The 20,335-nt window shown below is 67.4% G+C and carries 10 protein-coding genes; 7 read left to right on the top strand and 3 right to left on the bottom strand.

The window, feature by feature from the left end; genetic code table 11:
• Nucleotides 1–10 precede the first annotated feature (10 nt).
• From ACFY29_RS02520 to ACFY29_RS02510, 3 genes are all read left to right on the top strand, one after another.
• Complete coding sequence (locus ACFY29_RS02520) at nt 11–2,821, top strand: helicase-related protein (protein ID WP_386982753.1); 2,811 nt, start codon at nt 11–13, stop codon at nt 2,819–2,821.
• Nucleotides 2,818–7,734: a class I SAM-dependent DNA methyltransferase gene (locus tag ACFY29_RS02515; RefSeq protein ID WP_386982752.1), complete on the top strand. Its 4,917-nt coding sequence runs from the start codon at nt 2,818–2,820 to the stop codon at nt 7,732–7,734. Before ACFY29_RS02520 ends, ACFY29_RS02515 begins: the two co-directional genes overlap by 4 nt.
• A 75-nt stretch (nt 7,735–7,809) precedes the next feature.
• Nucleotides 7,810–8,259: a hypothetical protein gene (locus ACFY29_RS02510; RefSeq protein ID WP_386982750.1), complete on the top strand. Its 450-nt coding sequence runs from the start codon at nt 7,810–7,812 to the stop codon at nt 8,257–8,259.
• Between the two features lie 8 nt (nt 8,260–8,267).
• Here ACFY29_RS02510 and ACFY29_RS02505 read toward each other — a convergent pair whose 3' ends face one another.
• The 3 genes from ACFY29_RS02505 to ACFY29_RS02495 all read right to left on the bottom strand — a co-directional run bounded on the left by ACFY29_RS02505 (nt 8,268) and on the right by ACFY29_RS02495 (nt 9,862).
• A complete protein-coding gene (locus ACFY29_RS02505; RefSeq protein WP_386982749.1) occupies nt 8,268–8,462 on the bottom strand; it encodes a DUF397 domain-containing protein in 195 nt (64 codons plus the stop codon).
• The gene (locus ACFY29_RS02500; protein ID WP_386982748.1) at nt 8,455–9,336 is read right to left on the bottom strand and encodes a helix-turn-helix domain-containing protein; all 882 of its coding nucleotides are present in this window, start codon (nt 9,334–9,336) and stop codon (nt 8,455–8,457) included. The genes ACFY29_RS02505 and ACFY29_RS02500 overlap by 8 nt, the downstream gene beginning before the upstream one ends.
• A gap of 217 nt (nt 9,337–9,553) precedes the next feature.
• On the bottom strand, nt 9,554–9,862 hold the full coding sequence (locus tag ACFY29_RS02495) for a hypothetical protein (protein ID WP_386982746.1): 309 nt from the start codon (nt 9,860–9,862) through the stop codon (nt 9,554–9,556).
• A 51-nt stretch (nt 9,863–9,913) separates the two neighbouring features.
• On the opposite strand from ACFY29_RS02495, the gene ACFY29_RS02490 reads away from it, so the two are divergent.
• The 4 genes from ACFY29_RS02490 to ACFY29_RS02475 all read left to right on the top strand — a co-directional run bounded on the left by ACFY29_RS02490 (nt 9,914) and on the right by ACFY29_RS02475 (nt 20,302).
• Nucleotides 9,914–10,129, top strand: coding sequence for a hypothetical protein (locus ACFY29_RS02490; protein ID WP_386982744.1), 216 nt, complete (start codon nt 9,914–9,916; stop codon nt 10,127–10,129).
• Nucleotides 10,130–11,246: 1,117 nt separating this feature from the next.
• Complete coding sequence (locus ACFY29_RS02485) at nt 11,247–11,618, top strand: hypothetical protein (protein ID WP_386982743.1); 372 nt, start codon at nt 11,247–11,249, stop codon at nt 11,616–11,618.
• 75 nt (nt 11,619–11,693) lie between these two features.
• Entirely contained in the window at nt 11,694–18,122 is a 6,429-nt protein-coding gene (locus ACFY29_RS02480; RefSeq protein ID WP_386982741.1) for a DEAD/DEAH box helicase, read from the top strand.
• Nucleotides 18,119–20,302 (top strand): UvrD-helicase domain-containing protein, encoded by a 2,184-nt coding sequence (locus tag ACFY29_RS02475; RefSeq protein ID WP_386982739.1) that lies wholly within the window; start codon nt 18,119–18,121, stop codon nt 20,300–20,302. The genes ACFY29_RS02480 and ACFY29_RS02475 overlap by 4 nt, the downstream gene beginning before the upstream one ends.
• The last annotated feature ends 33 nt before the right edge of the window (nt 20,303–20,335 follow it).

Genomic DNA, 20,335 nt, shown 5'->3' with positions numbered 1-20,335 from the left:
GGCACCACCGATGACCACCACCCAGGCCGCGACCTTCGCCCCGGGCTCCCGCATCGTCGTCCGCGACGAGGAATGGCTGATCCGCAGCGTCAAGACCGGCACCGCGGACGGCACGATGGTGAAGGCGGTCGGCGTATCCGAGTTCGTGCAGGACGTCGAGGCGACCTTCTTCACCAAGCTCGAAGACATCACGCCGCTGGTGCCCGAGGAGACGGACCTCATCCAGGACACCTCGTCGCGGTTCCGGCAGAGCCGCCTCTTCCTGGAAGCGGTGCTGCGGCGTACTCCGCTGCCCCGCACCGAGCGCGGGTTGGCCCTCGCCGACCGGTTCCTGCTCGACCCGCTGACCTACCAGCAGCGGCCCGTCGAGCTGGCCCTGTCCGGGTTGCGGCCGCGGATCCTGCTCGCCGACGTCGTCGGCCTGGGCAAGACCCTGGAGATCGGCTTGATCCTCGCCGAGCTGATCCGCCGGGGCCGAGGTGAGCGGATCCTGGTGGTCTCTCCCCAGCAGGTGCTGGAGCAGTTCCAGCGGGAGCTCTGGACCCGGTTCGCGATCCCCTTGGTCCGGCTCGATTCGACGGGCATTCAGCGCATCCAGCAGGAGATCCCCGCTGGGCGGAACCCGTTCACCTACTTCAAACGGGCCATCATCTCGGTCGACACCCTCAAGGACGCCGGTCAGTTCGGCCACCACCTCGACGCCACGACCTGGGATGCCGTCGTCATCGACGAGTCGCACAACCTCATCAACAAGGGCACCCAGCGCAACGAGCTGGCCCGCCGCCTGGCTGCGAAGACCGACGCGCTGCTGCTGGCCAGCGCCACCCCGCACAACGGCGACAAGGAGTCGTTCGCGCAGCTGATCTCGCTGCTCGACCCGGCGGCGATCGCCAACGAGAAGGACTACCAGGCCAGCGACATCGCGCACCTCTACCTGCGCCGCACGAAGATCAGCCCGGAGGTACGCGACCAGATCGGCGACCGCTGGGCCGACCGCGGCCCGTCTGAAGCCTTGCACTGCACGGCTACGCTCATCGAGGAGCAGATCTTCGACGAGCTGACCGACGTGTGGCTGGCCGGCAAGTGGACCGACGAGGCAATCACGGGGCAGCACCGGCTCTTCCCGTACACCTTGTTGAAGTCGTTTCTGTCCTCGCACCGTGCGCTGCACGAGACGGTGGCCAACCGGCGCAAGAACGGTAAGAACGTCACCGGCGTCGAGCGGGCGGCCCTGGACCGGCTCGCGGAGCTGACCTCCGCGATGACCGACCGCGACTCCAGCAAGCTCAAAGGGCTGGTCGACGAGCTGAGGAAGATCGGCGTCGGCAAGAACAGCAGCACCCGGGCGGTGGTCTTCTCCGAGCGGGTGCCGACGATCAAGTGGCTCGCCGAGGTCGTCCCCGGCATGCTCGGCCTCAAGCCGACCGCGATCCGGGTGCTGCACGGCGGTGTGGCCGACAAGGACGAGCAGACGATCCTCCAGGAGTTCGAGCTGGCCGGCACTGACGTCCGGTTGCTCTTCACCGGCGACGTCGCCTCCGAAGGCGTCAACCTGCATCAGCAGTGCCACCACCTGATCCACTACGACATCCCGTGGAGCCTGATCCGGATCGAGCAGCGCAACGGCCGCATCGACCGCTACGGGCAGAAGCACCAACCGCAGTTCCGTGCGCTCATCCTCACCTCCGACCGCGAGGACGCCAAGGACGACCGGACGGTCTCCGAGAAGCTGCTCAACCGGGAGGAGACCGCCCATCGCAGCCTCGGCAGCGTCGAGGCCGTGACGGGCCAGTACGACGCCAAGGCCGAGGAGGACCGGCTGGTCCGTGACCTGCTCGCCGGCAAGTCGGTGGACGAGTCCTACGAGGCTGCCCACGCCGAGGTCGACGTGATGGCCGACCTCTTCGCGGACGTCGGCACCGCACCGGTCACGGCGGATGTCCCGCGCGCTCAGGTACCGAAGCTCTTCGACTCCACCCAGGACTTCGTCGACGCTGCCCTGTACGAGATCTACGAGGACCGGCCCGAGGATCACATCGACCTGCGCCGCGAGGACAAGCTGCTGACCTTCCTCGCCCCTGACGACCTGGTGCACCGGCTCACCGACCTGCCCCGCACCTACCTGCGGGCGCACCGGGAGGGCGAGGACCTACGGCTTAAGGTCACCTTCGACCGCGCCCTCGCCCAGCGCAAGCTCGACCAGGCCCGGCAGAGCAAGACCCCGATGTGGCCGGACATCGCCTTCCTCAGCGACGTGCACCCGATGGTCGACTGGCTGGTCGACAAGGTCCTGATCCGGCTCGGCCGCCAGCAGGCCCCGATGCTCACCGCCGACGTGACCGCGCCGACGTTCCTGATCCAGGGCGTCTACGCCAACCGCCTCGGCCAACCCACCGTTGTCCAGTGGATGGCCATCTCCGACCTGCCCGCGTCGCCGACGATCCGACCAATGGACGAGGTGCTACACGAGGCCAACGTCGGCCCCACGATGGTCAACCGCGCTGAGGCCATCGCGATCGACCCGCTGAAGGATCTGCTGCCGAAGGCCGTCCAGGTTGCCCGGCAGTATCTGGAGGGCAAGCGCGCCGAGTGGGCCGAGGCCAACGCCGAGCCGTTGCAGAAGCACCGCCAGCAGCTGAGGACCTTCCAGCAGGCCAGCCTCATCGATGAGCTGCCCGGCGCGCACCGGGAGAAGCGACGCCGGCGCGTCGACACCACCGTCCAGGAGCAGCACGACCTGCTCGACCGCTTGGAAACCGCCGGCGACCCGCTGTTGCGGGTGCTCGCTGTCCTCGTACCGTCCTCGGAGAGTGCCGCATGAGTTTCGAGTCGCTGACCAACCGCGGCGAGTACCTCTCCGCGCACTACCTCGCCGAGATCCTGCCCACCACCCTCAAGAGCGGTCTGCTCAAGCAATGGGCTGAGCAGGAGAAGGCCAACCGGGTCACGCCGCGCGCCGGGCTTCGCGGCCTGCGCCGGCCGTACTTCGACGCCAAGACCGAGCTGACCGACGTCGACTTCTTCGACCCCGAGCGGCTGCGGAAGCAGCACCAGGATGTGCTGCGGGCGCTCGGCTTCGACCCGCAGCCGCAGACCATCACCGTCGAGCGCAACGGCCAGGAGTACGACGTCCACGTCGCCCACGCCGAGCTGACCACCGCGCACGGCATCGTCGCGCTGGACTGCGGCTGGGCGGTCGACACCGAGGCAGCACAGGACCCGGACGACGCCGGCCGCCTGCTCGACCCCCTCACCCTGTCGAGCACCGAGACCATCGAGACGGGCGCCAAGCTCGCCTCCCTGCTCTTCGCCGCCGACAGCCCCAAGCCCCGCTACGTGCTGATCCTCAGCGGTGGCGTGATCACCCTCGCCGACCGCACCGTCTGGGGTGAGGGCCGCTATCTGGCCGTCAGCCTCGACACCGCGTACGCCCGCAACGACGACAAGGAACTCGACGTCGTCGCTGCGCTATTCGGCGCCGACTCGTTGCGCCCGCCCGCCGAGGGCGGCACCGAACCCCTCGCCGAGCTGGTCGCCGGCTCTCGCCAGCACGCCGTCGGTGTCTCCAGCGAACTGCGCGAGGGCCTGAAGGTCTCCGTCGAACTCATCGCCAATGAGGTCCTCGATCAGATCCGGCAGGCCGGTTACCAGCCGCAGGACGTGATGGACCTCGGCGAGCTGGCCAAGGAGGTGGGCCGGGAGTCGCTGCGCTATCTGTACCGGATCCTGTTCCTGCTCTACGCCGAGGCGCGCCCCGAACTCGGCGTGCTGCCGGTCAACGACCCCCAGTACATCGAGGGCTACAGCCTCGCCCGTCTCGGTGACCTCGTCTCCCGACGCCTCGCCTCCTCCGCCGAGGATGGCACCCACCTGTACGAGTCCCTCGACCTGCTGTTCCGCATGGTCAACGAGGGGCACCGGCCGCGCGGCGGCGCGGAGGTCGACGACAAGGCCAGCGAGGGGGAGGGGCTGCGCTTCGAGCCGATGCGCTCCGACCTGTTCCTGCCGGAGAAGACCAAGCTCATCGGCCGGCTGATCGCCGAACCGGGCAGCGACCCGGACGACCCAGACGGGCCCAAGATCGACACCCGGCTGCGCAACAAGGTCCTCTACGAAGTGCTGCGCCGGCTGATGCTCACCAAGGGCGGCAAGAAGCGCCGCGGCGGCTTCATCTCGTACGCCCAGCTCGGCATCAACCAACTCGGCGCGGTCTACGAGGGCCTGATGTCCTACACCGGTTTCGTTGCCACCGAGCAGCTCTACGAGGTCGCCAAGAACGGCGACCCGAAGGACGGCTCGTGGATGATCCCGGCCTCCAAGACCGACGAGTACGACGACAACGTCTTCGTCTACAAGGAGAACGCGTCCACCGGCGTCCGCAGCCGGGTCTGCTACGAGCCGGGTCAGTTCGTCTACCGGCTCGCCGGCCGCGACCGGCAGACCAGCGCCTCCTATTACACCCCGCAGTCGCTGACCGAGGTCACCGTCCAGCTCGCCCTCAAGTACCGCCTCGACCAGGACGACACGGTCACCCCGGCCCGCGAGCTGCTGAACTGGACGATCTGCGAGCCAGCGCTCGGCTCCGGCGCGTTCCTCAACGAGGCGATCAACCAGGTCGCCGCCGAATACCTGCGCCGCCGCCAGAAGGAACTTGAGGTCACCCTCGACCCGGAGGATTACCACCTCGAACTCCAGCGGGTGAAGGCGTACATCGCCCTGCACAACAGCTACGGCGTCGACCTCAACCGCACTGCCGTCGAGCTGGCCGAGGTGTCGCTCTGGCTCAACGTCATGCACGCCGGCCTCCAGGCCCCCTGGTTCGGCCTGCACCTGCAACGCGGCAACTCACTCATCGGCGCCGGCCGCAAGACCTACGGCCCGAAGCAGCTCGCCGACAAGTCGTGGCTCACCACCGCACCGAAGGAGCAGCCCTTCCGGGACGGGCCAATCGACGAGGGCACCATCCACCACTTCCTGCTCCCGGCCGACGGCTGGGGCGCGGTCGCGGGCGAGAAGGAGGCCCGCGAGCTGGCGCCTGCCGAGACCGCACGATTGAAAGCCTGGCGTACGGCGATGAAGCGCACGCCGTCGGCCAAGGGGAAGAACTCGCAGGTACAGCGGCTGCAAGCGCTCGCGCGGCGGGTCGAGTTCCTGTGGGGCCTGGTGCAGCAGCGGCTTGACATCTCGGAGCGGGAGATCCGTCGCGACATTGCCGTCTGGGGCGTCGACGATCTGCCGCCGGTCACGGAGGCAGTGCCGCGGGAGGAGATCCTCGCCGACCTGACCGGGCCGGGCACGCCGTACTGGCGGCTCAAGACGCTGATGGACGTTTGGTGCGCGCTGTGGTTCTGGCCGCTGGACAAGGTCGGGCTTCTCGACGGCTCCGACCCGGCCTATCCGGCCGCGCCCATCCAGGTGTCACACGTCAAGGACGAGCCGGCGTACGAGGAACCGGCCGTCTACGAGACCGCAGACTTCTTCGGGAACGTGCAGCCGCAGCAGACGACGCTACCGACCAGGCCGACCGGGGGCACCCGGCGGATGACAGTGGCGGAACAGCTCCGCCAGCAGGTGCCGCTGTCCAGCCTCGATGACTGGCTTGCCTTTGCCGAAGCGCTCATCGGCCGGAGTGACGTGGACGAGAACACCGAGAGGTTTTTCGGCCGGAAGCTCACGAGCCTGAGCGAGATGAGCGAGTTCGAGCGGAAGCTTGACGGCGTCATCGGCGTTGACTCACCCTGGACCCTCTCGGACCGCTTCCCTTGGCTTCTCGCCACCGGCCAGATCGCCGATCAGCAGGGTTTCTTTCACTGGGACCTCACCTTCGCTCAAGCCTTCGCCAAGGGCGGCTTCGACCTCCAAGTCGGCAACCCGCCCTGGGTTCGTCCTGATTGGAAAGAGGACTTGGTGCTTGCGGAACGGGAGCCTTGGTTTCGGCTGGCAGAAAAACCTTCTGCAAATTTGTGGGTGGAGCGAAAGGCGCAACTGCTGCGGGCTGAACCCTTGCGCAGATATTTTCTGGCGGAGATGACTGCCAATGAGGGGATCGTTTCTTTCCTTGGCGGTGCGGCGACATTCCCTCTGCTCGAAGGCACTCGTCCAGATCTCTATCGGGCGGTCATGTGTCTCGTATGGCGGCACCTATCCTATTCGGGTTCGGCCGGACTGGTTCATCCGGACACGCACTTCGGTGGCGTTAAGGAGGGGCGGCTTCGCGCGGCTGCTTATCGGCACCTTAGAGTCCATGCCGGCTTCATTAATGTCGCGAACTGGGCATTTGAGGACGCAAGTCGGAACATTGAATTTGGTATGCACATTTACGGTGCGCAAGGGAGCGTTAGCTTCTCGCACATGAGTAGACTTTGTGCTGCTGCGATAGTCCCTGCCTCGCTCGATCATGATGGACGTGGGGAGACTCCCGGCCAGAGGTACCAGGGTCGGTGGGATGTCCGACCGCACCGTAAACGGGTTGTCGAGGTCGACGGAAGTCTGTTGTCCGAGTGGCAGGCGCTTCGCGGTGAGGATGAGGCGAATGTCGGGAAGACTCCGTTGTTGTACCCGGTCACCGTCGATGAGCAGGCTGCCATCTCTGCTCTTGCTAGGTTCAAGGCAAGATTGGCAGATCGGTCGTTTTGGATGAGCTCGGGCTACAATGAGACGACCGCAAAACAGGTCGGGCTCATCCGCTGGCGTCAGACCGTGCCAGAATCGCTCGAGGGTCTAATTCTGCAAGGCCCACACTTCGGAGTCGCGACGCCAGTTGCTAAGCAGCCGAGGGTGCCTTGTCGGAGCAACAGTGACTGGGACTCAGTAGATCTGACGACACTGCCAGCGGCTGGAATTCAGGGTGCAAACTATGTCATCGAGCCGGGCGAGGCCGCCACTAAATCAGGCCAAGATCTATGGGGTGGGGTTCGCTACACGAAATACTACCGCTTAGCTTGGCGTCGAATGATCGCGTTCAACACGGAACGCTCGCTCTTCTCTGCCCTTATTCCGCCCGGTCCCGCTCATGTTGATGGCGTGCATAGCCTCGCTCTCGCAGATAACCGTTCAACTGTACTTAACGCTGGATTCTGGTCGTCATTGCCTTTGGATTACCTTCTTCGCATCACGGCCCGTACCAATTTCCGAATCTCTGACGTGAATGCGATGCCAGCGGCCTGTAGCGACCATCCTCTCGCGGTTGGTTTGGTGCTCAGAGCGCTGAGACTTAATTGTCTTACTCGTGCCTACAGCGAACTTTGGTCCGAGTTGTTTGCGTCGGACTGGATCGAAGAAGACTGGGCGGTTGCTTGGCGCGACCTCGATCGTCTGGGTACTGTCCGTCCGGTCTGGTCGCCTGCTTCTGCGCTAAGAACCGAGCGGGAGCGTAGGGCGGCGCTCGTAGAGATCGACGCGATCGTTGCCGTGTGGCTCGGTATCGGGGCCGACGAACTGATGGCGGTCCTTCGCGCTAGATTTCCAATCTTGACCGAACGCGAAGACGACATGTGGTTTGACTCAACCGGTCGCAAGATCGCTGCTGACCCATACGCCTTTGGATTCGGGCAGACCAAGGAACACTACGAGCAACTCATGGCGCACCTCGACAATCCGGAGCGGAATCCGGCGCCGGAGGGGTATGTGGCGCCGTTCTACAAGGCGGATCGGGAGAATGAATATCGGCAGGCGCATGCCGTGTTCAGCAAGCGGCTTCAGGATGCGATCGATGCGGGCTGGCAACCGTCGTAGCCCGACCTTCCACCCTGAAGGAGAGCAGATGGCTCCGAGTAACCACCAGAAGCACAGACTGGGCGGCACCTTGCTGTGGCTGAGGCCTTGTTGCGCGGCTATTCGGCAAGCCTGCACGGTGCGCGGACCTTCGTGACGACCAACGGTAGGACGACGGCTGTGCAGGTCGCCGTGCAGGGCGGCTGGATGATCGCGGACATCGACAGGATGACGGCGATGTCGACCGACCTCTACGTCCTCGTGGACGTGACCGAGGGACGCCGGGACTTTTATGTCGTGCCCGGGGACGACCTGCGTGGCGGGATGCGCGATCGGCACTACGAGCTCATGGCGAGCGTCGGCGGCGTTCGCCCGCGCAACCGAACAGCCGGCATACCGCGATCTACCCGGCGAACGTGGAGGCATGGCGGAACCGGTGGTCGTTGTTCCAGGACGGGGCCCGCCCGCGATTGGGGACGCGGCCTCCTGACCCGATTGCGCGACGGGAGCGCGTCCGGCGCGTCCGTCGGCTGCGCTCCCGTCTGATGTTCGGCTCAGTGTCCAGACTTGGTGACCCGGACGAAGCTGGTCCAGGCGGCGGGGGAGAAGGTAAGGGTCGGTCCGGCCGCGTCCTTGCTGTCGCGTACGGCGACGAGACCGGGCAGGTTGTCGGCGACCTCGACGCACGCGCCGTTGTTGTCGCCGCTGCGGGTGCTCTTGCGCCACAGGGCGCCGTTCAGCTCAGCCATTTTGGATCTCCCCAACGATCTTGTTGATCAGTTGCCTGGATTGTCCTCCATCGAGGACCAGGGAATCGAGGCTGGACCAGACTCTTTCGTAGGATGCGATCTCGGCAGGTCGGTCGAGGTAGAGCGCGCCGGTCAACGACTCGCAGTACACGACAGACGGCTCAGGGACCACCCGGTTGCGGAGAGGGAAATCCAGCATCATGAAGGTCCCGGCGAGGGCGCCGTACTGTGCGCCTGCGGCCAGGGGCAGCACTCGGATTGAGACGTTGGGCAACTCGGCCAGCTCCAAGAGATGCCTGAGCTGCTCGGCCATCGCCACTCGTCCGCCGATGTTGCGGAGTAGCACCGCTTCGGAGAGTACCGAGTAAAGGGCCGGGGCCTTCGGCAACCTGCGGGTCAGGAGCGCCTTCCGCTGTCGTCGAACCGCGAGGACTTGCTCGAACTCGTCCTCACTCATGTCGCGGCGGTTCTGATAGACGCCCTGGGTGTAGGCGGGCACTTGGAGCAGGCCGGGCACCAGGGACTCGTCGTAGCCGCGCAGCTTCGAGGCAACCGACTCCAGGCCGACGTACATCTCGAACCAGGTCGGGATCGCCAGGCCGTACGAGTGCCACCAGCCCTTGGCCTTGGTTTCGCTGGCCAGGGCGGTGAGGGCGCCGGCCAGGTCGGGCGTCGCCCCGTACAGCTCGCACATGGCCTTGACGTCGAGTGCTCGGACCGGGCCGAGGCCGGTCTCGATGCGCCACATCTTCTGTCGGCTGCAGTGCAGGGCCTCTGCCGCGCCGTCCAGCGTCATCCGGGCCTCGGTGCGCAGCTCGCGCAGCGCCCGCCCGAGCTGCCGTCGCGGCACTGTCGATCCCATGTCGTCGGCCATCGGCTCCCGCCCTCTCCACGTTGCATTTTGTTACATCCTGACGCCATCGGTGAAACACGCGGCCGTTGCCCCCGATAATCAATTCCGCTGGGTGCTGCCACGCAAAGCGATTACGCGTCTGACCATACAAGACACTCCCGACAGTAGCCATGCACGCGCAATTCCGACGCGCGCCTAATCGGCGTACTGTCGGGGGTGGAATGGTGTGGAACGAGGTTTAGAGTTCGTGGCGAATCCGGGCCAGGCCGCAGGTGAGCAGGATGCCGAGAATGACCAGCCCGACCCTCATCCAGGGCACGTCCCTGCTCGCTCGGACGCCGATGGAGACCGCCACCGCCAGTTGGGCGGTGAGGGCGAGGCAGATGACGACACTCAGCACCCGGTATTCGACTCCGTAGGAGGACCACCAGGTCACGGTGCCGAACACCGCCGGGGCGGCCACCAGCAGGCCCAGCCCGATCAGCGGCGTAGCGAGTTTCCACCGCAGCAGAGCGGTCCCAGCCGAGGGCGATGGCCGTCGGACCATTGGTCGCGTGCTGTCATCGAGGGCGCCCTGCATCAGGCGTCACCGGAGGCCGTGGGCCGGCTCGCCGAGCTGCTGGACCGCGAGTCGCGCCGCGACGGGGCATTCGAGGCCGAGCTGCGTGCGCGGTGGTCGCAGGTCGAGGCCACCATCGCCGAGGGCACCGGCGGCGTGGCGAACTCGGTCTCCGGTGACGTGTACGGACCGGTGGTGCAGGCGCGGGACATCCACGGCGGCATTCATCTCGGCGACGGCCCCGCCCGACACTGACCTCAGGAGCAACGGCACATGCCCAGGAGCGACGGCACCACCCCGCACGCGAAACATGTGCCTGGCTGAGGAGCCCGTGCAGCCGGGAAAGATACCGGCGCTGGCCGGCTGTGAACCCGTGGTGCGGGTCGCGGTTGCTGGAGAGCCGCCTCAACCTGTTTCACGGTCGCCGTCGGCCAGCCGTGTTCTTGTACCTGCTTGGTCAATTTCTTGATACCGAGCTGCGGAAACTTCGCCCGCACGGCGCGGGCTACCTCGGCGAGGGAGTGCGTTTCGCGGGCGGCCGCCGAGGTCCCCGCTGAGGGCTTGGTCGCGGTAGGTGGACTGATTATGGTGATGGTGCCGTGCGATTGCTGTTTCTGCGTCTGTGCAACTTTGCGTGCTCCCGAAGGTCGACTGGGAGACGGCTGCCTCCGGGCGCGGGCAGGGTGGGCACGTAGAGCTTTGCGGACCTGGTCCCCGGAAACTTGTGACCAGCCGTTCTGCCTCAGATGCCGAGCGATCGTCGAGTCCTTGATGTTCGGCATTCGTGCCCGAAGGATCCGGGCGGCGTCTGCCAGGTCCCGCTGCGTGGGCATGGTCCGGCGACTGGCGTTTCCCGAGGTGCCGGTAGACGCAGCCTCACGGGAGGGGCGGGCGTGGCCCGCGCGATCCGCTGGTTGGAGTCGGTCGAGCCAGGCATCAGGGGTACGGTCCGGTTGGTCGTCATTCTCCCAGTCATGCCGGAAGTTGGATGAATTCCGACCCTCCGCGTTGGTGTACCAGTCGCTGATGGTTCGCCTGATTACCACGCTGCCCTCCGATGCCGTTCGGACCGGGATGTGGCCATGAAAAAAGCCGAACACATGTTCGTCTAGGCCCTGCAAGGAACTCGATGCTAATGGCGGCGAGTTGTCCGCGGAAGCGGCTGACCGTCCTAGTTGGATGACAGATGATTGACTCTGATGGAAGTTCGACGGAGACGGGAGTAGGCGTTGCGCTATCAGGTCCACTTTGCGAAGGAACTGCCGCTGATGCGCTACGCCGATTCCTGAGCGAGGACTACGGCATCTAACCGGGGGCCGTCTACGTTGGGCGGATCGAGGACTGGGCGGTCGATGCCCCTCGGCCGGTCGCCATGCTCAACCCTCCAGACGAGGACGAGGAATTCGGCTGGATCCTGACCGGTGACAGCAAGCTCGCCGACGCCGCCGGTCAGGGGGAGCGAGAGTTGGCGGCTACCCTGGCCCGAACCTTCGGGGTGCGGGCGCTGGTCGACGACGGTGGCACCTACCCCGACCGGTGGGTGCTGGTCAGCACCGACGGCAGCAGTGGCCGGGTCCTCACCGACGAGGACGCCGCGGCCGACGGGCACCTGCGGGTCGTGCATGCTCTCGAACCGATCAGCGGAGAGCCGCAGCTCGCCGTCGTACCGCCGTCCGAGGAGGGTTGGGGGGCATGGATGCGCAGCGTAGGCGGTGATCGACAAGTCGGGGTGTCGCGAATCTGACTCGCCCGGTGATGAGGCCGTCGGGGCAGGTCAACCCCGGTAAGGAGTGAAGTAGCATGCGGCGGTGATCCGTTCATGAGGCCGACCATCGCCGCCGACACCCTGCGTCGGACCCTCACCCAGTACCTGACCACCACCTTCGGCCTGACCGAGGACGGCGTACGTCAGGGTCTGGAAGGCTTCCTCTCCCACCCGGAGCAGGGCATCTTCCGCGGCCCTTACCTGCGGATCCGCACTCCCTTCCGCCCAGCGGAGGGGGACTGGCGGGCGAACCTGGATTGGGCGCCGGCCGGCTTCACCCCTTACCTGCACCAGGCGAATGCATTCGCCCGGTTGTCGACGAAGGGCAGGGCGGCCGAGCCGACCCTGATCACCACGGGCACCGGCTCGGGTAAGACGGAGTCGTTCCTGATCCCGGTGCTCGACCACTGCCGGCGGCAGAAGCAGGAGGGCAGGGCCGGGGTCAAGGCGATCCTGCTCTATCCGATGAACGCCCTCGCGACGGACCAGACGCAGCGCATCAACGAGCTGCTCTCCGATCCGGCGCTGAGCCAGGTCACGGCCGGTCTCTACATCGGCGATGTCGCGGCTATCGAGTATCCGCATGTGTTCACCAAGCGGTCGGAGATGCGCCGCACCCCGCCGGACATCCTGATCACCAACTACAAGATGTTGGACCTGTTGCTCCAGCGCGCCGATGACCTGCCGCTCTGGGAGGGCGCCGAGCCGGCGTACGTGGTGCTGGACGAGTTCCACACCTACGACGGCGCGCAGGGCACCGACGTGGCGATGCTGCTGCGGCGGCTCGCCGCCGCGCTCGACCTCGACGAGCCGGAGCGGCCGCTCGGGCCGATCTGCCCGGTGGCGACCTCCGCGACGCTTGGTGAGGGCGGCGGCCGGGACGGTCGTACCGCGATTCGTGAGGTCGCCGAGCAGGTGTTCGGTGTCGCCTTCGACGCGGGGTCGCTGGTGGGGGAGGACCGGTACGAGGCCGGCGAGTTCGTCGCCCGCCAGGACTTCAACCTGCCGCTACCCAGCCCGGAGCAGCTCGCGGCCGTCGACGACCGTGACCCCGAGCTGATGATGGCCGAAGTCGCGGAGCTGGTCCTCGGGGAGCGCTGCCTCGATGACCCGACGCGCCTCGGTGACCTGCTGCGTCAGCATCCGTTGACGAAGGCGGTGCTCGACTCGCTCCAGGCGCGGCCGTGCACCCTCGACGAGATCATCGATGTACTGCCCCGCAAGAACGCCACTGGCTGGGGCAGCGTGATGAAGACCCCGCCCGAAATTACGGCGATGGCTCTCGCTCGATTCGTCGGCCTGCTCTCCGTCGCGCAGAACCCGGAGGCTCCCGGCCGCCCGCTGCTGAACATCGAAACCCACATGTGGGTACGCGCTGTCTCCCGCCTGCTGCGTGGCACGTCCCACCAGCCCGCCTTCGGCTGGTACGGCGAAGCGCCGCGCGAGCTGGACCCGTACGCCACCGACGCCGACGCGGTCGTGGCCGACAACCGCTACCCCCGGTTACCGGCCATCTACTGTCGGCACTGCGGGCGCTCGGGCTGGATGGCCCTGTCGCCGGAGAAGGACCCGCAGGAACTGGAGACCGACCCGGACAAGATCTACCGCGCCAGCGTTGGCCGGGACAAGCGCCGGGTCCGTGCGCTGATCGCCGCGACCGAGGACGAGGTACGCCAGCGCTCTCGTGGGCTGCTGGTCCTGGAGTACGGCCGTCGGGTGCGCCCCTTCGACGAACAGCGCGACCGGGAGCCCACCGACGACGCGATCGTCGTGCTCGGTGACGTTCTCGACATCGACGACGCCGAGAAGGACCGCTGCCCGTCCTGCGAGTTGGACCACGGTATCCGCTTCCTTGGCGCCGGGCTGGCGACCCTCGCCTCGGTGGCGATCACGCAGCTTTTCACCGGTGGGGAGCTTGACGAGGCCGAGAAGAAGACGCTGCTCTTCAACGATTCGGTTCAGGACGCGGCGCACCGCGCCGGTTTCGTCGCCAACCGGTCCTACTCGTTCTCGCTGCGCTCCCTCCTCGCCAGCCAACTGGAGTCCGGGGAGTCGGTCGGGCTCGACGACCTTTTCGCCAAGATGATCGAGGCGGCGGCGCAGCCGGAGATCCTCTCCACTGTCGTTCCGCCGGACCTGCACGACCAGCCTGGCGTCGACAGCCTGCTCGCCGGCGAGCACACCGGTAGTCGAGAGACCTGGGAGCTGATCAGCGAGCGACTCGTCTTCGCCACCGTGATGGAGACCGGGCTGCGCTCCCGCCAGGGTCGCACCCTGGAGTTGACCCGCAGCGTGGCCGTTGAGGTTGCCCTCGACGACCCGGCGGGAGCCGCCGCGATCTGCCGGGACGTCCACCTGACCGGCCCCGGCACCATCGCCGGGACGCCGCCGGACGATGCCCGCTACCTCGCCTTCCTCCGTGGTCTGCTGGAACGGCTGCGTACCCGCGGTGCCGTGTACCACGAGTGGCTGATGCCGTACCTGAAGCGCGGCGGCACCCGTTGGCAGGTGTGGGGCGGCCGGCCCGCCGGGATGCCCGCGTTCCCGAAGGGCCTGTCTGCGCCCGCGTTCCTGCTCGCGACGCCGAAGACCCGCTCGGAGTTCGACGTCATCACCGCGCGCGGCAACTGGTACCAGGACTGGACGTCCCGCTGCCTCGGCCTCGACTCCGGCGACGCTGCCGGCTTCCTCACCCGCCTGCTGCCGGCCCTCGCCGCCGCCGACGTGGTCGCCGCCGGCGACACCGAGGACGGCAACACGGTGTACGGGCTGATGCCCGGCCACCTGCGGGTGACCCGACTCGACGACGCGTCCGCTGTGACGGCCGGGGTCGGCTGCGACACCTGCCACTGGCAGCAGACGGAGCACCCCGCCCGGGTGACCGACTGGATCGGCCAGCCGTGCCGGCAGTACCGCTGCCGCGGTCAGCTCCAGGTCGTCCACGACGACACTGCTCCCGACGACTACTACCGGCGGCTCTACCTGGACCGCCCGGTGTTCCGGGTGGTCACCGGCGAACACACCGGCATGCTCACCCGTGCCCAGCGGGAGACGGTGGAGAAGCAGTTCCGTGACGGCGAGCGCTACACCGACCCGAACGTGCTCTCCTGCACGCCCACCCTGGAGATGGGTATCGACATCGGCGCCCTCTCCGCGGTGGTGCTGGCGTCGCTCCCACACGGCCCGGCCAACTACGTCCAGCGGGCGGGCCGCGCCGGCCGCAAAAGCGGCAACGCGCTGGTGCTGACCCTGGTGGGGCGATCCGAGCGGGATCGCTACTACCTCACCGATCCGCGCGACATGATTGCCGGCCAGATCGTCCCGCCTGGCTGTTTCCTCTCCGCCGTGGAGATCCTGCGCCGCCAGTACCTCGCCCACCTGATCGACCTGGCCGCCCGCGGACGCCTGGCCGGAGTGCTGCCGATGCCACGGCGGGCGCACGTGCTGTTCGGTCCGACCGGTTGGCTGACCGGCCTCGCCGAGGCTGGCCGCCGCGACGGTGGCCGGCTGGTGGAGGAGTTCCTGACCCTCTTCGGCGACAAGGTCCTGCGGGCCGCCGCCGACCAGCTGCGTGAGTTCGCGGTGGACGGCATCGTCCACCGTGCCAAGGAAGCCGACGAGGTCTGGGAGTTCCGGTTGGCCGACCTGCGTCGACGGCTCCAGGAACTCGCCACCGCCCGGGGCACGCTCGTGCCCAGCGACCCGGACCACGCCCGCGAAATCAAGATGTTGAAGGCCGAGGAGGGTGCGGTCCGCCGCCGGCTGCGGGAGGTCAGCGCGGCTGCCGCCCACGGCACCCTGGTCGAGTTCGGTCTTCTGCCGAACTACGCGCTCATCGACACCCGGACCGACCTGGAAGCCACCCTGACCTGGGAGGACAAGACCGACGGCGACCGCCGGTTCCACAGCGAACTCCGCGAGTACGCGCGCCCCGCCCGCCAGGCGCTGGTCGAGATCGCCCCTGGCAACAGCTACTACGTGCGGGGTTACAAACACGAGATCTCGGGGCTCGACGTCGGCCCGGCGGACCGGCCGGCGTACGAGCAGTGGCGGATCTGCGCGCAGTGTGGCTACGTCCGCACCCACCTCGCCAAGGAGGACACCAGCGCCTGCCCGCGTTGCGCGGACCCGGGCATCGCCGATCACGGACGGCTGTTCCAGGTCCTCCAACCGACCCGGGTACTCAGCCGCGACAAGCGCGACGACGCCCGCATCCGTGACGACAGCGACGACCGGGACCGGCGGTTCTACGCCACCACCGTCGCCGTCGACGTCGACCCGGCCAAGGTTGATTCGTCCTGGCGGCACGCCCATGACACCTTCGGTGTCGACTACAGCCGGCACGCGATGATCCGTCACTTCAACCTGGGCGCGCAGCGCTACGACCGGGCAGCTGAACTCTTCGCTGGCGAGGAGGTGCGGATCAACCGGTTCCACGCCTGCACCTCCTGCGGCGGGACCACGGTTGATGGTGCCCCGGCGGTAAGCCAACAACTCGCCGCGCAGGCCTCCGGTTCGACCGTCGTGCAGGGCGCCGAACACCACCGGCCCTGGTGTCCCTACCGGCGCTCGCCGGCTGCCCCGGACGCCCATGTCGACCTGATCCTCGCCCACGAGCTGGAAACCGAGGCGTTGCGCATCCTGATCCCCGCCGCGACCGCCGTGGTGCAGGAGCGCATCGCTTCGTTCGCCGCCGCGATCCGCCTCGGCATCGCCGCGCAGTACGGCGGCGACCCCGCGCACCTTCAGGCCGTGTCGGCCACCATGCCGGACGGGCAGAGCGACGGGACGCGCAACTTCGTGGTCGTCTACGACACCCAGCCGCAAGGCACCGGCTATCTGCACCGCCTTGCCAAGCCGGGGGAGTTCCGCGCAATCCTGGAGCTCGCGCGGCAGCGAATCGCCGACTGCGTCTGCCGACACGAAGGCAGGGCGGTGTGTCACCGCTGCCTCCTGCGTCACGCGCGCAACGAGCACTTCGCCCTCATGAGCCGGGACGAGGCGCTGGGCATGCTGGACAAGCTCCTCGACAGTTGGGACGTTCAGGAGGGCACCCGCACAGACGAGATCTCGCTTATCCACCAGGTGGAAAGCGAGCTGGAGATGCGTTTCCTCACCAAGCTGCTGGCGCTTGGCGAGACACCCAACTCGGGCCTGCGGATCGACCGGCGCACCGATCATGACGGTGCCCGCATCGCCGACCTCCGGTTCGTCCGGGACAACGGCCAGAGCGTCACCCACTGGCAGATGAAACTGCAGAACACCGTTCGAGGCACCCGTCCCGACGTCCACTTCAAACGCCTCGACGCGCCGTCACCCGAGGTGGCCGTCTACCTCGATGGCTTCAAATACCACGCCTCGTCCCAGTACAACCGGCTCGCCGACGACGCGGAGAAGCGGGCCCGGCTGCGCGCGCACGGCTACCTGGTCTTCGCCGCCACTTGGGACGACGTCAAGACCTGGGGGAGCGCGGACGGGCAGGGACGGTGGACCCCGTACGGCGGGATGAGTAAGCAGACCGCCAGGGACAAGTTCCGCGGCATGCTTCCCGGCGTCGATCCGGTAGAGCTTGAGGAGACGATCTGGGTTAATCCCATCGAACAACTCATGCGGTTCCTCGCCGATCCGGATCTCACCCGTTGGCAGCGGCGGGCGGAAGCGGGCTTGTGGGGCATGCTCAAGCAGGCCCGGGACAACAGCACCACCGACTCCGCCGGCGTAGCGGAAAGGTTGGTCGCCGCTCTGCGTGGAGAGCCCCTTCCCGCCTCGACTGCGCGGCACATCATGGTCGCCCGTGCTCAGGACAACGCGGGCTGCCCGGTGACCGTCGTCCTCGACGCGCGCAGCAGTCCGTTGCCGACCATGTCGGCCCTCGCCGTCGTCGACGATCTGCCGGCAGCGATCGCCGGGGAGGGGCACAAGGAACGCTGGGCTGCCTGGCTGGCGTGGGGCAATGTCATCCAGTTCCTCGCCAACGGTGGCGGCGACGCCGGCCAGCTCACGAGCTCCGCCCTCGACACCTTCGAGCCGGCCTCGATGGCGGTGACCGAGGGCACCGGCTTCGTGCTGGCTCAACGCGCGCTGCCGCTCGATGAGGAGACGGCAACGTGGCTTGGCGTCGCGGCGCAGCCGGCAGCCGCCGAGCCCGAGACGCTCGACACGGAATCGCCGTGGCGGGACGTCCTGCGCTACCTGGACCCGGCCGAGAACACCCTGGATCAGCTCGTCCAGCAGCTCGCGCGACAGGATCTGCCCGCACCGGTCGTCGGCTACGAGCTGGGCGACCAGGGCTGGCAGGCTGAGCTGGCCTGGCCCGACCGGCGGATCGCGATCGTGCTCACCGGTCCGTCCGACGACCCGGAGACGGAAGATCGCGACCGGGCGTACGCGGACGCGGGCTGGCACGCCCGTACCGCTCGGGAATGGTCGATCGACGAGTTGGCGGCAGCGATCAAGGCGACAAGCGGGGGAGAACGTCGATGAACACAGGAGCAACCACCCTGCGGATGCTGGACCGCGCCGACAAGGAGGTCATGAAGCTCACCCGCGCCGACATCGGAGCGGTCTACGAGTTCATGCACAAGTTCCGGCACAACCCGGAGAACCCCGGGCTCAACCTGAAGGCGCTCAACAGCGACTCCCGGCTGATGTCCGCCCGGGTAAACAAGGACTACCGCGCGCTGCTGCTGCACATCGCCGAGCGCGACTACCTGCTCGTCGCGGTCAAGCACCGCGGTGAGGTGTACGACGACCTCACCCGGTACGCGTACCGCATCAACCGGATCACCGGCGGCATCGAGGTCATCGACATGGCGCCCGTTGGTGACAGCATCATCGGCCGGGTCGTGCCGCCGCATGTCGAACCGGAGCCCGCGCAGAAACCGCTCTTCGACACCTACACCGACGCCCAGCTGCTGGATCTCGGCGTATCCGAGCCGTTGCTACCACAGATCCGGGAACTGACCACCGAGGCCGAGCTGCTGGAACTGCTCGACAGGGCGCCGCAGCTCACCACCGACGTGCTCTTCGCGCTCTTCGACGGCACTCCTTACGACGACGTGCTCCAACAGGTCACAGACCCGGTCCGCGCCGACGAGCCGGTCGACCCCGAGGACTTCGAGGCGGCAGTGGAACGCCCCGCCACGCAGGTGACCTCCGACGACGAGGCGTTGCAGGCGATGCTCGGCGAAGCCTTCGAGCGGTGGCAGATCTTCCTGCACCCCACTCAGCGGAAGCTGGTCGAGCGCCGCTACAACGGCCCGGCGCGGGTTGGCGGTGGCCCGGGCACCGGCAAGACGATCGTCGCCCTGCACCGGGTGGCGCACCTCGCCCGGCAGTTGCCACACGGCGCGGACAAACCGATCCTGCTCACCACCTTCAACCGGAACCTGGCTGCCGACCTGCGGACCCGGCTCATGGCGTTGGGCGGGCAGGAGCTGGTGTCGCGCGTCGACATCGTCAACATCGACCGGCTGGCCAGCCGGGTGGTGGCAGAAGCCAAGGCAGGTGGCAGCCGACGCGTGGTGGACGACAATCGCGTCCTTGAGCTGTGGGACGAGTTCCTCATCGAGACCGGAGAGACCGCCTGGGAGGCGGAGTTCCTCACCGCTGAGTGGACCCAGGTGATCCTCGGTCAGGTGCTCAACTCGCGGACGGACTACTTCAAGGCCCGCCGCCCCAACCGCGGCCGCAGTCTCTCCCGGATCGAGCGAGACCAGATCTGGCAGCTGACCGAGCGCTTCACCACCTGGCTGGAGAACCGCGGCGTCTGGACCTGGCGCCAGGTGGCACAACGGGCTGCCCGCCTCGAGATGGACCGCACGGCCCAGAACACCGGCGTCGCCGGCGAGTCGTCCGGCGGGTTCTACCGACCGCGCTACCGCCACGTGGTGGTCGACGAGGCGCAGGACCTCAGCGCCGCCCACTGGAAGATGCTGCGTGCCATGGTCGCGCCAGGCCCGGACGACATGTTCCTCACCGGCGACACCCACCAGCGCATCTACGACAACCACGTCACGTTAAGCAGCCTCGGCGTTAACATCCGCGGCCGGTCTTCGCGGCTCACGCTGAGCTACCGCACCACGCGGCAGATCCTCGCCGATGCCTTGCAGATCATGACCGGTGAGGTTTACGACGACCTCGACGGCGGCGAGGAAAACCTGGCCGGCTACCGATCGCTGCTGCGTGGCGGTCACCCGGTCTTCCACGGCGCAGCGACATGGGCACAGGAGCGGGACCTGATCGTCGATCAGTTGCGCAGGTGGGGCAACCCGACCGACGGGTCGGTGGCCATCTGTGTACCGACGAAGGACCTGGCTGCCGACGTCATCAGCCGGCTGGAGGCCGACGGGTTGTCGGTGGTGGAGATCGGCCCGGACGGCCCGAAGCGACCTGACGGCGTGCACATTGGCACGATGCACCGGTTCAAGGGGCTTGAGTACCAGCGCATGATCATCGCTGGGGTCAGCGACGGGCTGGTGCCCCGACAGATGATCAGTCGGTACCGGGACACCGACCCCAAGCGGTACCAGCGCGAGCGCCAGCGGGACCGCTCCCTGCTCTTCGTCGCTGCCACCCGTGCTCGCGACGAGCTCGCGGTGTTCTGGCACGGCACGCCCAGCCCCTTCCTGACCGGGCGCCTCGTACAGCGACAGCTAGCCTGATTGCCGAGCTCTGCTCAGCAGGGGACGGCGTGC

The organism is Micromonospora sp. NPDC000668 (genome assembly GCF_042897975.1).
Classification (GTDB): Bacteria; Actinomycetota; Actinomycetes; order Mycobacteriales; family Micromonosporaceae; genus Micromonospora.
The sequence above is the reverse complement of the archived record's forward strand: the minus strand, read 5'-3'. Positions and strand labels throughout refer to the sequence as shown.

Coding starts and splice junctions, on each gene's coding strand:
- ACFY29_RS02515 (WP_386982752.1), top strand. CDS start 2,818: ATGAGTTTCGAGTCGCTGACCAACCGCGGCGAGTACCTCTCCGCGCAC.
- ACFY29_RS02505 (WP_386982749.1), bottom strand. CDS start 8,462: ATGGCTGAGCTGAACGGCGCCCTGTGGCGCAAGAGCACCCGCAGCGGC.
- ACFY29_RS02475 (WP_386982739.1), top strand. CDS start 18,119: ATGAACACAGGAGCAACCACCCTGCGGATGCTGGACCGCGCCGACAAG.
- ACFY29_RS02520 (WP_386982753.1), top strand. CDS start 11: ATGACCACCACCCAGGCCGCGACCTTCGCCCCGGGCTCCCGCATCGTC.
- ACFY29_RS02480 (WP_386982741.1), top strand. CDS start 11,694: ATGAGGCCGACCATCGCCGCCGACACCCTGCGTCGGACCCTCACCCAG.
- ACFY29_RS02495 (WP_386982746.1), bottom strand. CDS start 9,862: ATGGTCCGACGGCCATCGCCCTCGGCTGGGACCGCTCTGCTGCGGTGG.
- ACFY29_RS02485 (WP_386982743.1), top strand. CDS start 11,247: ATGCTCAACCCTCCAGACGAGGACGAGGAATTCGGCTGGATCCTGACC.
- ACFY29_RS02500 (WP_386982748.1), bottom strand. CDS start 9,336: ATGGCCGACGACATGGGATCGACAGTGCCGCGACGGCAGCTCGGGCGG.